This window comes from Scrofimicrobium canadense, from assembly GCF_009696615.1.
Taxonomy (GTDB): domain Bacteria; phylum Actinomycetota; class Actinomycetes; order Actinomycetales; family Actinomycetaceae; genus Scrofimicrobium; species Scrofimicrobium canadense.
Genome location: NZ_VULO01000001.1, coordinates 213,288 through 228,532, shown reverse-complemented (window position 1 = coordinate 228,532; position 15,245 = coordinate 213,288). Strand labels below are relative to the sequence as shown.

Sequence of the window (15,245 nt, the reverse complement as noted above, 5' to 3'; positions counted from 1 at the left end):
CGGTATTGCAGATCAAATCTCTACGGAAGAATCTGTGGGGACACAGCTCTCGGAGGAATTTCCGTAACGTTTCCAGGCTGGTTGATCACGAGGATGCTGTCGCACCCGTTGCGAAGCTCTTCTAAAGAATCGCTGGCAATGAGTACTGTTGCGCCTACCCCTTGGAGTCTGCGCAACAAGGAAAAAACCTGCTCTTGATGTTTTTCGTCCATGCCTAGCGTAGGCCGGTCGACGATAACTAGTGCGGGGACGGCAACGTCACCATCTTCCGACAACCTCGTTATCATCTCTAGTTGTTCGAGGGGGCTGAGGGCTTGATCTGATTTGGCGAATAGTCTCCCGAACCATGAGTCAGCATCGCCGGTGAATAGACTACTAAGTTTGCGCCCTGCTGCAGCCCCAATCAATCTTTCATCTGCTGGAATGTAGTGAATTCCGCTTCCCCGTGCAGTCTCTAAAGATTTCACATTTGCGAGGTGGTCGCCCACAACAAGAGAGCCCACAGAACGGAGGTTTCCTCCCATAGCAGCCAAGAGTATCTCCCGATATTCGGGCTCTTTCCCGGTCATTCCAAGGATAAAACCCGGCGGAATTGTCATATCGACGGGTTCAGCGCCCGATGGTCCAAATTGTTGCAGTCTAACGGTTTGGGCATGTGTCGAAGGGCTACCATCTGGAAAATTCACCGGCCGCCATTTGTGCTCTTCATCGGGCCGGAATGCTTCGCAGACTCTTCCTTCATCCAAACACACAACCTGGTTACTCACAGTTTCAAGCAGCGACCGATCATGAGAAATAACCATGACTGCCTTGTTTTCGTCGCGCAGAGTTTCAACTAGGTCGATGAAATTCCCTCTCTGGCTGGCACCTAACCGGACTTCAGATTGGTCGAAGACGACAGTTTGAGGATCGGAAAACAGAATTCGCGCTATATGGACCCACTGCTGTTGCGCGCCGTTCATACCATCTAGCGGCGCGTGGATATCCAGCGGGATTCGATACCGCACAGTCATCTCATTGAAACGGTCAATAATATCCTTGCGCATGGCCGCAGAGATGCGGCCCGTGGTGCCCAGACTCAAGACCAAATTATCGAGCACTGTAAAGGTAGGAATCACCACCAGTTGTTGTCTAACAACACCAATACCTGCCGCGGTAGCTTCGTTCTGACTGCGCGGGCTGACCCTGCGATCATCCACAATAATGTCGCCTGAATAGTCAGCATAATCACCTGCAAGCACGCCAGCCAAGGTAGACGTACCAGCTCCGTTCGGACCCGTAATACCGCAGATTTCCCCCTGAGGCAACACTAAGGATATCCCCTGCAGTGCCGGAGCGTTAGACGGGGATACACTGACACACTCCATACGCGTCACTGCATTCACTATGCCTCCCCCGATGTCAATGGGACTCTAGTCAACTACCCCGTAAAGTCGGTCACCCGCATCACCTAGGCCTGGAACAATATAATTGTGGTCGTTGAGTTTTTCATCGACAGCGGCAACGACCACTCGGACGTCGGCGCGATCTCCTACTGCAGCCTCAAGTGTCTCAAGCCCCGGGCGTGCTGCAAGAATCGAAATACACGTCACGTCGCGAGCCCCACGCTTGAGGAGGTATTCGATGGCCTCTACAACTGTCGATCCTGTTGCCAGCATCGGATCTAAGATAAAGCACTGTCTGCCGGTGAGATCATCCGGAAGCCGCTCAGCATAGGTCTCAATTTCTAGAGACTCGTCGTTTCTCACCATTCCCAGAAATCCGACCTCTGCGCTGGGCAGTACTGCCAACATCCCGTCGAGCATACCTAGTCCCGCCCGGAGGACAGGAACTACCATAGGGCGCGGCTCTTTGAGCGCCCATCCGGTCGCTTTCGATACGGGGGTTTCAATCTCAATTTCCTCTATAGCAACTTGGCGTGTCGCCTCGTACGCCAAAAGTGCTACTAACTCTGCGACCAGGTGACGAAACACCGACGGCGCCGTTGCCTTGTCGCGCAGTACCGTCAGCTTGTGATCGACAAGAGGATGGTGCACATGAATAAGTTCCATGTCCTCAGCCTAGCGGTTCACAGGCCTGCCCATGACATCCACGCCGAGCCCATTCACAGGTTCGACTGGCTCGGACCAGTCGCTTCACGACGTCTTAAAAATGGGTTGGCCTGCGGCCATGTAGCATAGAAGGTGACAAAGGCTTTCCCCACTCTTACGGTGACGTCTTTGAAGGAGTCGAGCGGGCGACCGGACACATCTACGACTAAGGACCTATCGAAAATAATCCGGTTTCCGGGTCGTAGCTGCAAGGAAAGATCGAGATCATCGTGAATGTCGGAACGGTGTGAGAGCACGGAATTCCTATGTTGCTTCCACAGTTCTGCACGCATAGCCATATTGGAACCAAAAAACATTGGGTGCCCCAGCCAGGGGTGGACTATTCCTTCGATGGCACCTAAGTAGAGGTGTTCGCCAATCCATTTTCGAATAGGGTCCGTCCCATAGAACCGACCAGGGCCCGTGATCCCCTCAAGGGAAGGGATCACACGAAAGGCTCTTTCAATACGGGCCAACCAGTTTTCCGGCGGTACAGAATCAGCGTCTAGTCGCGCAATAATGTCAGCATCCTCCGCAAATGCTTTATCGTAGCCTGCGGATGCTGCGGGCCAAATACCTCGACGATTTTGACATACGAGTGTGGCACCGTGTGCTCGCGCAACAGCGCTGGTGTCATCGATGCTGGCATTATCTACAACGATGACTTGGTCAGGGCCGCGAGTCTGCAGGTCCAAGGCCGTGAGGCATCGTTGCAGGAACCCGGCGTCATTTCGACAAGGAATAACGACGACAATTTTCATAGCTGGCACCTCCCTATCTTCCCATGACCGTACTTCCCTTGCTCCCAGGCCTCCGTCGATTACCCCCTCTCCGATAACCCGCCCCTCTCATCAGCTGCTGGATTTTTGCGACCCCCACTCTCTCATAACACGCACATAACACGCAGCTGAGGACAAGGAATTGTGGGTAAGAAAAGAGCCCCGGAGAAAACTCCGGGGCCCATCTCATCAGGTGCTTCTAGCGCACGTCCTCATCAACCCAGTCAAAGGTACGAGTGACTGCTTTCTTCCACAGACGATAAGTGCGATCGACTTCAGCTTGGTCCATATCTGGAGTCCACCGCTTGCCTTCCTTCCAGTTGGCAATGACATCAGCTTCGCCCTCCCAGTATCCAACTGCGATGCCAGCTGCATACGCGGCACCTAGAGCTGTGGTCTCAGCAACTTGTGGGGCAACAACGTCCACACCGATGATATCGGCCTGGAACTGCATCAACGTATTGTCGCGAATCATACCGCCATCAACGCGCAGCTCTAGCAGCTTGTCACCAGAGTCAGCATCCATTGCTTCAAGTACTTCCTTGGTTTGGAAAGCTGTTGATTCAATGACTGCACGCGCCAAGTGTCCGCGGGTGTTATAGCGCGTCAAGCCCACAATCGCACCACGAGCATCGTCACGCCAGTAGGGAGCAAAGAGTCCTGAGAACGCGGGCACGAAGTACACGCCTCCATTGTCCTCAACAGTATTGGCGAGTTCTTGAATCTCATGGGACTCGTTGATCATCTTCAGATTGTCACGAAGCCACTGAACTAAAGAGCCCGCTACCGCAATAGAGCCTTCTAATGCATAGACGGGCGCCTTGTCGCCAATCTTGTAGCACACTGTTGTGAGCAGACCATTCTTCGAGAACACCAGTTCTTCGCCGGTGTTCATGATCATGAAGCAGCCGGTTCCATAGGTATTCTTAGCCATGCCTTTTTCAAAACATGCTTGACCGAAGGTGGCTGCCTGTTGATCACCCAGGATCCCCGCGATGGGTGTGTCGATGAGTAGACCGTTGGGCCGTCCGTAACCGTAAATCTCGGACGACGACTTGATCTCAGGAAGCATCGACATGGGGATCCCCATGTCTTCACAAATCTCTGGATCCCATTGGAGCGTACGAAGATCCATGAGCATGGTGCGTGAGGCGTTAGTAACGTCGGTTGCGTGAACGCCTCCGTTAACTCCGCCGGTCATGTTCCACAACACCCATGCATCGGTATTACCGAAGAGGAGATCACCCTTTTCGGCCCGTTCCCGAGCGCCAGGAACATTATCCAGAATCCATTTAACTTTCGGACCAGAGAAATACGTTGCTAAAGGCAAACCTACTTTATCGCGGTACTTCTCGAGGCCGGCCTCACCCCCCAGTTCACGAATAATCTCTGAGGTGCGAGTATCCTGCCAGACAATCGCGTTGTAGACGGGTTCTCCCGTGTTCTTGTCCCAGACAACCGCGGTTTCACGCTGGTTGGTGATACCTACTGCTGCTAGGTTGTGGCGGTTAATCTGTGCCTTTTGTAGAGCATCGGCAACGACTGCCCGAACGGTATCCCAAATCTCCACGGGGTTATGCTCTACCCACCCGGGATTGGGAAAGATTTGCTCGAATTCTTGTTGCCCCACCGAGACAATCTCTCCGGAGTGGTTGAACACGATCGCTCGGGACGACGTTGTTCCCTGATCAATCGCAAGGACGAATTTCTCGTCACTCATAGTATTCCTTTCAATGTTCGGTTATTTATGCGCCAATGCCCCACGCGGTGATATCGAGCGTGGAAAGACCAAATGCGTAGATGACAACCACTGCCAAGACTGCGCCGATGATGGGACCAAGAACAGGAACCCAAGAGTATCCCCAGTCTGAACCGCCTTTACCTTTGATGGGGAGGATCGCGTGAGCAATACGCGGTCCCAAGTCACGTGCTGGGTTGATGGCATAGCCGGTGGGACCACCAAGGGATGCACCGATACCGACGATGATAAGTGCTACTGCCAGGGGGCCAACCATCGTCGGCGTGCCGCCAGCTACCAGAATAAACGCGATGAGGACAAATGTTCCCATTGCCTCAGTGACAAGGTTCCATCCGTAAGACCGTACTTCTGGACCGGTCGAGAAGACCCCAAGTTTCAAAGCTGGATCCGCATCCTGATCGAACTGTTTCTTATACGCCAAATATGCCAAGATAGCTCCCACAAATGCGCCCAGGAACTGCGCTGCAATATAAATAATAAAGAAGCTAAATGTAATTGGAGCGGCAAATTCACCGCTTTGCCCATTGAATGTGACCGCAGGGTCGTACCAGGACTGGACAACCTTAGCGATGGTGACCGCAGGGTTGAGGTGACCGCCCGACTTCCACGCAGCGTACACACCGGCAAAGACTGCAAGTCCCCACCCGAAGTTAATCATGAGCCAACCGCCACCTTTGCCTTTGTCCTTTGGCAAAAGGTTGTTGGCGACGACACCGGCACCTAGAAGTATCAGTATTGCTGTGCCAACGAATTCGCTGGCAAATATTTCCCATTCAAGCACTGTGTTCGTTCTCCTTCCGCGCTGTTAGACGCATTTGTCCGGGACCACCTTGGTACCCGGGTACCTCATACATTCAGAAATGGACGGATTGGTTCGACGGCCTCACGCACCGCCTGGGCTTCCGACTCATCTTCGATTGTGGCAGCCTCACGTACTGCCCGCACAACATCCTCGTACTGCTTGATTTCTTTATCTTTCGTCTTCTTATTCCACTTGAGTATTTCTGCCATAAGATCCGCAATCTCAGAGACTGCCGAGAGTCCCGCATCACGGTGTTCGTATACCAGACGTACTCTGTGCAACAAAATATCCTCTAAATGAAGTGCCCCTTCATGCGACACGCCAAATGCCACATCAGCACGTAAATACTCAGGAGCGCCTTGTAGAGGCTGAGCCAAATCGGGGCGTTCTTTGATGGAATCTAGTACCGCAAAAATATCCGAACCATAGCGATCTAGAAGATCTTCAACTTGATCGACTGTCAAGCCGGACTGCGCAGCAATCTTTTCACGCGAGTTCCACAAGGCATGGTAGCCGTCGGCTCCTTGCAGAGGTGTTTCTGCAGTCACGCAGGGACGCTCTTTCGCCCGGCGCTCACCCAGAGTGAAGTCGACGGCATCTTCAGCCATTTGGCGGTATGAGGTGAGCTTGCCACCAGCAATAACCGTGAGACCGGGCACTGCTTCAGTCACTGTGTGTTCACGAGACACTTTGGTTGACTTCGCTTCATCGCCATCAAGAGTTCCGGGTTGCAAGAGCGGGCGCAGTCCAGCAAAAGTCCCCAAAATATCGTCAGTCGTGAGAGGATCGCGCAGAACTGAATTTGCGTGATCAAGAAGATACTGAATATCTTCTTTGTCGGCGACTGGGTTCCGCAAGTCTTCGTGATACTTCGTGTCTGTGGTGCCAATAATCCAATAGCGTTTCCACGGGATGATAAATAACACCGACTTTTCGGTGCGCAGGAACAAGCCAACTTTTGACTTAATACGGTTCTTAGGAACGACCAGGTGAATACCCTTGGAGGCCAGTACCTTCAGTCCACCCGTCGATCCTCCCAACGATTGTGTTTTTTCTGTCCACACGCCAGTGGCATTGATGATCGAGCGGGTCTTCACATGAAAGCGCTTCCCGCTCTCAAGATCCTCAAGTTCAGCACCGCATACGTGACCGGTAGCGTCCTTTTCGATGCCCACAAGTTGGACTCTATTTGCTGCTAGAGCACCGTAGCGCACAGCAGTCCTGACCAACGTAATAACTAAACGGGAGTCATCGACTCTGGCATCGTAATAGACGATAGATCCGTTGAGCGCATCGGGCTTTAGCGCAGGCGATAGTTTTAGAGAAGTCTTTTTCGTATGGTGGCGTTGCGTCGGCACTGATCCTCTATGCGCTATTTGCGCAATTGCGTCATACATCCCCACCCCAACTGCGGAATAGGTTCTCTCAATGACAGGAATCTTCAACGGCCACAGCAAGGGCTGCGCTTTGACGAGGTGGGGTGCGTTCTGCGTAAGCAGCAACCCTCGTTCGCGCAACGACTCAGCTACGAGAGCAAAATTGAGTTGGTAGAGGTAGCGAAGTCCTCCATGCACCAGCTTAGAGGATCGCGAGGAGGTGCCTGAGGACCAATCTTGCGCTTCTACTATGCCAACTTTGAGACCGCGTGTCGCTGCATCGAGCGCGATTCCTGCGCCTGTTACGCCCCCACCTACGACAAGAACGTCAAGCATATCGCCACTTGACATCGTTTCTATGTCTGACGCTCGTGTTTCCTTCGAAAGAACTGGAGTTGCCACTTTGTCCGCTCCTTACTGGTTGCTCTCTCCGTGGAGCCACCCTCTTCCTATTATTCCCGTTCTGCACGCATTCGCTCTTCTATTGCACGATTGTGCATGAGAGACTATAGAACATGAGCGATCGTGAAGAACTAGCGCACCAAGCCGCGTCCATGCATTACCTACAAGGTCTGACGATGGAAGCTATTGCCGGACAGATGGGAGTCTCCCGGTCGACAGTGTCCCGACTTCTTTCATTTGCACGCGAATCTGGCCTAGTCCATATTTCTGTCGAAGCTCCCCCCGTCTCACGGTCCAGCTTGGGAGGTCAACTGCGAAGAGAGTTCGGAGTTAACGCTTGGGTTGTGCCGGTGCGGTCCGCTGCCCCTGATATCAGCCGACTGGGAGACGTTGCCCAGGTCTGCGCAAATCATCTGAGTTCACTCATGGAACCAGGAATGACTCTTGGAATCGCGTGGGGCAATACCACTTCGGCAATCACTCCCAATCTTCCTGGACGGAAACTACGCGGCACCACAGTAGTGCAACTCAATGGCGCGGCCAATGCATCTGAATCAGGGATGCCCTACGCCGATGCCATTATTTCCCAGGCAGCAACGGCATTCGGAGCCAAAATGGTCCACTTTCCAGTACCAGCATTCTTCGACTACCCCGAAACGAAGAACGCGATGTGGCGAGAACGCTCAGTCCGCAGAGTCTTGGAGACAATCGAATCCTGCGACATCGCACTGTTTGGGGTTGGAGCCATGTCAGGGCGTCTACCAAGTCACGTATACTCGGCAGGTTTCCTCGACGAATCTGAAATCGACGCGGCACGGCAAGACGGAGTGGTTGGCGATGTGTGCACAGTCCTTATGCGTCAAGATGGTTCCACCGACATGGCCCTCAATGCTCGCGCATCCGGGCCTCCCCCCTCACAGCTAAGGCGAATTCCAAGGCGCATCTGCGCGGTAGCAGGAGACTCTAAGGCAGGTCCCCTTCTCGGCGCACTGCGTGCGGGAGTAGTAACCGATCTGGTTGTCGATTCTTCTCTCGCTACACGCGTCTTAAGCATCTCCAATGGTCGAAGTCGATGAGCTGGGAACACCCCCCGATCATGAAAAATCCTTCATCCCATATGTGAGACACTGATAACCATGTCTGGCGTACAATCTGAGCTCTTTGAACTACCAGAAGGCTCATATCGGCCTCGCGCACGCGTCATTCTTCTCACTGGACCATCGGGATCGGGAAAAACATCCTTGTCTAAACGCACAGGACTACCGTCTGTGGCGCTCGATAGCTTCTACCGCAATGATGATGCACCCGGCATGCCGATGCGCGGAGACCTGATCGATTGGGACGATGTCAATTCGTGGGATCGACAAGGAGCGCTGGAAACCCTCAGTGAACTCTGCACTGAGGGCACCGCCGAAATCCCCATCTATGACATCCCCAGCAATCGGCGCACCGGAACAGCCCCCCTGAGTTTGGGTGATAATAAGTTATTTATTGCCGAGGGAATTTTTGCGTCTTCCCTCATCGAACCGCTACGCCAACGTCAACTGTTGGCAGCCGCTATATGCGTAGCGCGAAGCCCTCTACGCAACGCATATTTCCGATTGCTGCGAGACCTTTCAGAATCACGTAAACCCGTGCCGGTGCTGCTCTTTCGAGGTGCACGCCTCGCCGCAGCAGAGCCCTCACAAGTCCGCGCTTGGATTGGCGCGGGCTGTCAGCCTGTCAAATCGTTGGATGCCGCGGCCTCACTCATCCGGGAACTCAACCGCTAATCCGCCGCGTACAACCCTCCATCAACCATCAAAGATTGTCCCGTGATGTAGCGGGCGGGTTCTGACGCAAAGAAAGCTACTGCTGATGCAAATTCTTCCGGCTTTCCCAACCGTCCCATCGGCATTGACGCCTCGCGTCTTGCTCGTGCCTGCGCTGGAGTTCCCCCACTTGTAGCAGCCTCTGCAGCGTCCAAAGCGTCAATGCGGGCTGTGGCAATAATGCCGGGTTGCACAATATTTACGGTTACTCCCTCTGCGGCAACTTCTTTGGCCAACGCCTGCAAGTAGCGAGCCAGACCAGCCCGACCGATGGCAGACAATGCCAGCCACGTAGAGGCGGAGTCCATGCTGTAAGCACCAACAGCCACGATCCTTCCCCACCCGCGCGAGCGCATGCCGGGAAGAACCCGCGAGACCAAATCTACGTGTGGCTCAATCAGGCTAAGCGCAGCTTCTGTGGCCTCACCAACGCCAACGCTCAGCGCTCCTCCTGGGCGAGGGCCCGGACCATTGAGGACAAGAATGTCGATGGGTCCCAAAGTCTTTTCTGCCGTTTCAAGAGCCTCTTGCCGTGATTGCGCATCCAGGAGATCCACACCAATCCCTAAAGAGGCAACGCCAAATTCCGAAGCGATGCTTGCAGCCTGTTCCTCAGCGACATCACCGCGCCTGCCAGTAACAGCTATAGCGACGCCCTCGGCCGCAAGTGCCTTAGCTGAAGCTAGGCCTAAGCCGGTAGTTGACGCGCAGACAAACGCGACGCGACCTTCAATATCTAGATTCATGAGTCCAATCGTTTCACTAAGGGGAATGTAATTGTCTCCCTGATGCCCTCGCCGGTGAGAGCCATGAGGAGGCGATCAAGTCCCATTCCCATGCCACCTGCTGGCGGCATTCCATACTCCATAGCCTCAAGGAAGTCCTCATCAAGGACCATCGCTTCGGCATCTCCTGCTGCGGCAACAAGAGCCTGTTCTTCAAAACGAGTTCTCTGCACCACAGGATCCACCAGCTCGGAATAGGCTGTCGCCAATTCAAAGCCTCTCACATAGAGATCCCACTTTTCAACGACGCCAGGTTGGCTGCGATGCGCGCGGGTAAGAGGTGAGGAGTCCTCTGGAAAGTCCCTCACAAAAGTGGGGGCGTAGAGTTTGTCGCCCACTGTTTTCTCAAAGAGGACTTCAGCGACTTTGCCGGGACCGTAATGATCTGGAACTTCTTCATCAAGCAATGCGACGAGTTCTTCCCGAGGAGTCTGGGCAGTGACTTCTTTACCAACAGCCTCTGATATAGCAGAATACAGCGAAATTGATGTCCATTCCCCCGACAAGTCGTATTCAGTTCCGTCAGAGAGAGTCACGATTTCGGTTCCAAATACGTCGCGGGCTGCCTTTTGAATCATCTCGCGTGTTCGCTGAGCCATGGTGTCATAGGTACCGTAGGCCTCGTAGGCTTCGAGCATAGTGAACTCAGGCGAGTGTGAAGAGTCTGCACCCTCATTCCTGAAGTTCCTGTTGATCTCGAATACTCGCTCTACCCCACCAACGACGGCTCTCTTGAGAAACAACTCTGGAGCGATGCGGAGAAAAAGTTCAGTATCGTAGGCATTCATATGCGTAGAGAAGGGCCTTGCCGCAGCACCCCCATGAAGGACCTGCAGCATGGGAGTCTCAATCTCTACAAAGTCTGCCTCATGAAAGTACTCACGAAGAGATCGAACGACTGCCGCGCGAACACGCACCATTTCCCGCGCAGCTGGTCTCACGATCATGTCGAGGTAGCGCCTACGTACACGAGTGTCCTCAGCTAAACCGATCTCGGTCCCGTCTTCAGCGACGTAAGTCTTTGGCATGGGGCGCAAGGCCTTGGAAGCCAGCGCCCAGGTGTTAGCCATGATCGAAAGCTCTCCCCGTTTCGAGGATATGACTCTGCCAGAAACAAAGAGATGGTCGCCCAGGTCTACGTCTGCCTTGTAGCGAGTAAGCGATTCTTCCCCGACTTCACGAGCAGAGAGCATCACCTGGAGACGTCGACCTGCTCCATCTTGTAACGTGGCAAAGCATAGCTTCCCCGCGTTTCTGGCGAGCACCACTCGCCCAGCTACACCGACAATGTCCTGCGTTTCTTCGCCAGCTTCCAGATTCCCATATTTATCGCGAACTTCCTCAATAGTGGAGGTGATGGGAAGTTGCACCGGATAGGGATCAATACCTGATTCGAGGAGACGACGGCGCTTTTCCGCACGTACACGGAGCTGTTCGGGGGCGTCATCTAGTGCAGGATCAATAGAGTCAGTCATGCCTCTATCCTATCGTCTGGATGCGACACCTACTCTTACGATGATTCATCCAGGGCTATGCCCAGACTTATTGGCCGGTTATTGGCATCGACGTGGACGACCTTTGGTGTATAGACCCGCGCTTTTTCTTCGGGCATCGCGGCGTAGGCCATGATGATAACGAGGTCACCTGGATGTACCAGATGAGCTGCAGCGCCGTTGAGTTTAATTTCCCCAGACCCGGCTGGTCCTTCTATCGTGTATGTGGTCAGTCGCGCCCCGTTAGTGACATCTACAACTTGCACTTCTTGTCCCGGATAAATGTCTGCCTCACGGAGCAAGTCTGCATCAACAGTGATGGAACCGACATAATTAATGTCCGCATCCGTAACCGTTGCCCGATGTATCTTTCCTACCGCCATGGTGCGATAGGTTGGATAATCCATCACTGCCTCCTGATAGTCACGTTGTCGATCAGTCTAGTAGAACCGATACGGGCCGCGACTAGCAATGTGACATCCTGCATTACTGGCTTCGATTCTTCACTGAGGACATCGAAACCATCAGTAGTGACGACCTCGACATACTCTGGTTCGATTCCAGCTTCCTGCAAGATTTGCGAGGTAATCGCCACCTGTTGCGCAGGAGTGTCGCTTTTAGCTCCCTCAAAGAGTGCCCGAGACAGCATCACTGCTTGTGCACGCTCGTCTTGGTTGAGATAGGTGTTGCGACTAGAAAGCGCTAATCCATTTTCTTCGCGAACGATGGGGGCACAAATAATCTCAATTGGATAGCTGAGGTCCGTAACCATATGTCGGATTATTGCCAATTGTTGGGCGTCTTTCTGTCCAAAAACTGCCACTGTGGGCCGCACCATGTTAAAAAGTTTGGCTACAATTTGGCAGACACCAGCAAAATGTGTGGGTCTACTGGCCCCTTCAAGAATTTCTGCCAGTGGCCCTGGATCAATTGTCACCTGAGTTTTCGACGGATACATAGTCCGCGCACTGGGCGCAAACACCACATCAGCACCCACTTGGCTCAGCTTTTCAACATCTGCTTCCAGGGTACGTGGATACTGCTCGTAGTCCTCACCGGGCGCAAACTGTGTGGGGTTGACAAAGATAGAGACCACAACATGTGAGGCATGGCGCCGTGCCTCACGCACCAGTGATAGGTGCCCTTCATGGAGCGCGCCCATAGTCGGTACTAAAGCTACGTCTCCCTTTGGTAAGTCTTTCGGATCAGTGATCAGAAGTGGTTGTCTCATCTGCTCTCCACGTGTCGAGTTCTTCCTTTGTTGTCCGACTGAGCCATCGATAGGTATCTGCCACACGAGTACCATTGAGGGCCACCATGTGGCGTGCAACTGTGTCGTTATCCCCTCGTTCCACGGGTCCAGTGAGAGCAGCCATACCCGACTCTAATGCCCCATGGAGGGCAGCTTCTGTCAACGGTTTCAAAACGGAACCCGGGTCGTCAACACCAACATCAGAAAGAAGGTCCCGTGCCTGTGAAACAACTGTCACCAGATGGTTTGCGGCGTGGGTGAGCGCCGCGTGGTATCGGGGCTTGAGGGAGTCATCAAGAACGAAGGGCTGGCCGCCTATCTCTGCCGCCAGTACCTCCACAAGTGGAAGCGCTAAAGGAGGCGCCGTCACTGCCATTGGCGCATTGGTAAGACGTGTCGCGTCCAGGCTGAGTCCCTGGAAAGTCATCGCCGGGTGAATTGAGGCGACAATTGCTCCCGACAATGCAGCCGATTCAAGGACATCGAGCCCAAGCGCACCAGATAGGTGAATGGCGATCTGTCCGGGACGCCAGTTCAAAGAATCTGCCAGTGGCTCAACTACGCGATCTGGTACGGCCAAGAAGACCACTTCGGCGGAGTCGACCACCTCTTGCTGACTGAGTTGCGGAACGCCAGGGAGCAGCAACGAAGCCCGTTCTGCAGAAGCCTCTGTGCGTGCAGACACCGCAACAACATCGTGGCCTCCACTCCTCAATGCTGCGGCAACTACGGGACCTACCCGGCCCATTCCAATCACGCCTATGCGTATAGGGGGCAAGCTAGGCATTGTTGATCGCCTCTTGAGCACGCATCATCCACCGTTCTGGTGGTTCAGATTCACGGGAAACACGCGACTCGGCAGTAATCGATGGCAGTAATCCTGCGGCCACATGGTCAGGTAGGTTCTTAACATTGGCAAAGATAATTCCAGGAACCAAATGGGCACTGAGAGTTGCCAGGCTCAGCTGTCGCTGCACAGGACCGCTCTTGATGGTCAAGGACTGTATTCGGGCATAAGGGACGAAAGTGGCTGACCGTGTTATTCTGCCATTTCGCACGATCAGAGCCGTACGGGTACATGCAACCCCGCGTCTGCGCCACACCAGAGGGTCAAGCCACCGTGATTGTGGAGTGTTGCGGGTGAACCAGGTAGAAGGTCCTTTTCCTTCCAAAGCGTCGGATAGCAGCTCAACGGGATTATCCACACCTACATCTGGAATAACAAGCCATAATGCCAATAGAGCTTCTTCACGTGTTCCCACAGGCAAGAGCACATCTTCGGCTTGTTCACCCGAGGCAGCCTGGGTGATTCTCACCGAGTACCACCCAAAAGGACGCCAGAAAAAAGGTTGGGCAATCCGAACGGCGTGAATTCTCCGTGGTGGGACCGTCTGTGAGCGCGTGTTGAATAGGCCGCGGCGGACCCGAATCCCGTCGGGAGACACTGCTGCCGTAAAACCATACATGCCGGACAGCTCGGAAAAAACAGGGGTACCAAAGGCCAAAGCGGCTGGCAGTAATGTAACTAATGCCCATAGAGTCTGAACATGGAGGACGAATATCGCGACGATAGCTCCCGCTGTGATCGCGACAAGTATTGCCAATGAAATGATCGTGCCAATCTTTGTGAGCATTCCTTGGACGAGGCGCGGGGTGGAGACCCGGTAGAGGATCTGCTCTGGCGCTTCTTCCTTAGCTTCTACCCCTGCCGCAAGAGCCATAATTTCAGCACGCAGCTCTTGGAGTTCTACGAGACGCAGGTATCCAAAAGATAGATCGCCACTGCCTGCTACACCTACTGTGATCTTTCCGAGGCCTAAGAGCCTTGGAATGAAAGGTTGCGCAACATCCACCGATTGGATTCGTTCTAAGCGCGCGTGGCGCTGGTGACGAAAGAGAATACCCGCTCGGTACCACACCGCCTCGTTGGTCACAGCAAACCGCATCTTGCGCCAAGCAAGCCACGAATAGAGTCCCCCGATGATCGCAATAGCAAAGATTGCTGCGGCAATAATGAGGAAAAGTGTGTGGAGCCCAATGCGGTCAATCCAGCCCTCTTCGATTGCCTGGCGCCAGGTATCAACGTTATGCCACAGCACAGCCGCCAAAATTACTACGAGAGCAGCCCCGACGTTGAGAATTGGAGAAAGTGGATTTACTGCACGCCATGCCTGGGGAGGTACGCCCGCGTCAACTAGCTGAGGTTCTTCGCTCATAGTCCCGAAAGCTGTCCCGCTCCGCGCTCGACTAGGCGTTTACGTAGCACATTTGCCTGTTCGACAGTGAGCCCAGGGACTGTAGCATCGGTGCCCGCAGAAGCAGTATGTAACTGCAAAGTGGCCAGTCCGAATGCACGAAGAAGTGGCCCCTCGGATACATCAACAAATTGGATTCGGCCGTAGGGGATCACATTGAGACGACGAAAGAGTGCGCCTCTTCTCACCACAAAGTCCGAGTCTTCTGTCGCATAGCCGATGTTGCGAACTTGCCGAGGGATCAACCAGAGCAACCATGCAAAAATGAGCAGGACGCTTCCTGCTAGAAACCAGAACCAGGGCGAAACTGTGAATACGAGGACGATCCCTGCTAACGCAGGTACACCCAAAGTTATGGAGGTTACGACCATTCGTGCATTCACCAGTTTTGACGATACACTCTCAAGTTTCACACCTTCTGGTCTGGTTGGGTCAAGCATA

The 15,245-nt window shown here is 53.8% G+C and carries 15 protein-coding genes; 2 read left to right on the top strand and 13 right to left on the bottom strand.

Translation table 11 applies throughout. The features are described 5' to 3' along the window. Positions 1–20: 20 nt before the first annotated feature. The 6 genes from FYJ24_RS01145 to FYJ24_RS01120 form a co-directional block, all read right to left on the bottom strand. Positions 21–1,385 carry an ATP-binding cassette domain-containing protein gene (locus FYJ24_RS01145; protein WP_154542764.1) on the bottom strand — a complete coding sequence of 455 codons (1,365 nt, stop codon included), beginning with the start codon at positions 1,383–1,385 and terminating at the stop codon, positions 21–23. A gap of 27 nt (positions 1,386–1,412) precedes the next feature. Continuing rightward, complete coding sequence (gene upp / locus FYJ24_RS01140) at positions 1,413–2,051, bottom strand: uracil phosphoribosyltransferase (protein WP_154542762.1); 639 nt, start codon at positions 2,049–2,051, stop codon at positions 1,413–1,415. Positions 2,052–2,104: 53 nt separating this feature from the next. Further along, positions 2,105–2,851 (bottom strand): glycosyltransferase family A protein, encoded by a 747-nt coding sequence (locus tag FYJ24_RS01135; protein WP_154542760.1) that lies wholly within the window; start codon positions 2,849–2,851, stop codon positions 2,105–2,107. A gap of 217 nt (positions 2,852–3,068) precedes the next feature. Then, positions 3,069–4,589, bottom strand: coding sequence for a glycerol kinase GlpK (gene glpK, locus FYJ24_RS01130; protein ID WP_154542758.1), 1,521 nt, complete (start codon positions 4,587–4,589; stop codon positions 3,069–3,071). 25 nt (positions 4,590–4,614) lie between these two features. Next, entirely contained in the window at positions 4,615–5,409 is a 795-nt protein-coding gene (locus tag FYJ24_RS01125) for an MIP/aquaporin family protein (protein WP_318656414.1), read from the bottom strand. Between the two features lie 65 nt (positions 5,410–5,474). Next, a complete protein-coding gene (locus FYJ24_RS01120) occupies positions 5,475–7,142 on the bottom strand; it encodes a glycerol-3-phosphate dehydrogenase/oxidase (protein WP_404814684.1) in 1,668 nt (555 codons plus the stop codon). Positions 7,143–7,321: 179 nt separating this feature from the next. On the opposite strand from FYJ24_RS01120, the gene FYJ24_RS01115 reads away from it, so the two are divergent. Both FYJ24_RS01115 and FYJ24_RS01110 read left to right on the top strand, forming a co-directional pair. Then, a complete protein-coding gene (locus tag FYJ24_RS01115; protein ID WP_206192418.1) occupies positions 7,322–8,284 on the top strand; it encodes a sugar-binding transcriptional regulator in 963 nt (320 codons plus the stop codon). 60 nt (positions 8,285–8,344) lie between these two features. Continuing rightward, positions 8,345–8,980 carry a uridine kinase family protein gene (locus FYJ24_RS01110; protein WP_154542754.1) on the top strand — a complete coding sequence of 212 codons (636 nt, stop codon included), beginning with the start codon at positions 8,345–8,347 and terminating at the stop codon, positions 8,978–8,980. Here the strand turns inward: FYJ24_RS01110 and FYJ24_RS01105 are convergent. The 7 genes from FYJ24_RS01105 to FYJ24_RS01075 are packed head-to-tail and all read right to left on the bottom strand — an operon-like array spanning position 8,977 to position 15,217. Further along, the gene (locus tag FYJ24_RS01105) at positions 8,977–9,765 is read right to left on the bottom strand and encodes an SDR family oxidoreductase (protein ID WP_154542752.1); all 789 of its coding nucleotides are present in this window, start codon (positions 9,763–9,765) and stop codon (positions 8,977–8,979) included. The two genes, FYJ24_RS01110 and FYJ24_RS01105, sit on opposite strands and share 4 nt — an antisense overlap. Continuing rightward, positions 9,762–11,279 (bottom strand): lysine--tRNA ligase, encoded by a 1,518-nt coding sequence (gene lysS / locus FYJ24_RS01100; protein WP_154542750.1) that lies wholly within the window; start codon positions 11,277–11,279, stop codon positions 9,762–9,764. Before lysS ends, FYJ24_RS01105 begins: the two co-directional genes overlap by 4 nt. Positions 11,280–11,314: 35 nt before the next feature. Continuing rightward, positions 11,315–11,704, bottom strand: a complete 390-nt coding sequence (gene panD / locus FYJ24_RS01095) for an aspartate 1-decarboxylase (protein WP_154542748.1) — start codon at positions 11,702–11,704, stop codon at positions 11,315–11,317. Next, on the bottom strand, positions 11,704–12,528 hold the full coding sequence (panC, locus tag FYJ24_RS01090; RefSeq protein WP_154542746.1) for a pantoate--beta-alanine ligase: 825 nt from the start codon (positions 12,526–12,528) through the stop codon (positions 11,704–11,706). The genes panD and panC overlap by 1 nt, the downstream gene beginning before the upstream one ends. After that, a complete protein-coding gene (locus tag FYJ24_RS01085; RefSeq protein WP_154542744.1) occupies positions 12,503–13,336 on the bottom strand; it encodes a Rossmann-like and DUF2520 domain-containing protein in 834 nt (277 codons plus the stop codon). Before FYJ24_RS01085 ends, panC begins: the two co-directional genes overlap by 26 nt. Then, positions 13,329–14,765: a PH domain-containing protein gene (locus tag FYJ24_RS01080; RefSeq protein WP_154542742.1), complete on the bottom strand. Its 1,437-nt coding sequence runs from the start codon at positions 14,763–14,765 to the stop codon at positions 13,329–13,331. Before FYJ24_RS01080 ends, FYJ24_RS01085 begins: the two co-directional genes overlap by 8 nt. Continuing rightward, positions 14,762–15,217 (bottom strand): PH domain-containing protein, encoded by a 456-nt coding sequence (locus FYJ24_RS01075; RefSeq protein WP_206192417.1) that lies wholly within the window; start codon positions 15,215–15,217, stop codon positions 14,762–14,764. The genes FYJ24_RS01080 and FYJ24_RS01075 overlap by 4 nt, the downstream gene beginning before the upstream one ends. Between the last annotated feature and the right edge of the window lie 28 nt (positions 15,218–15,245).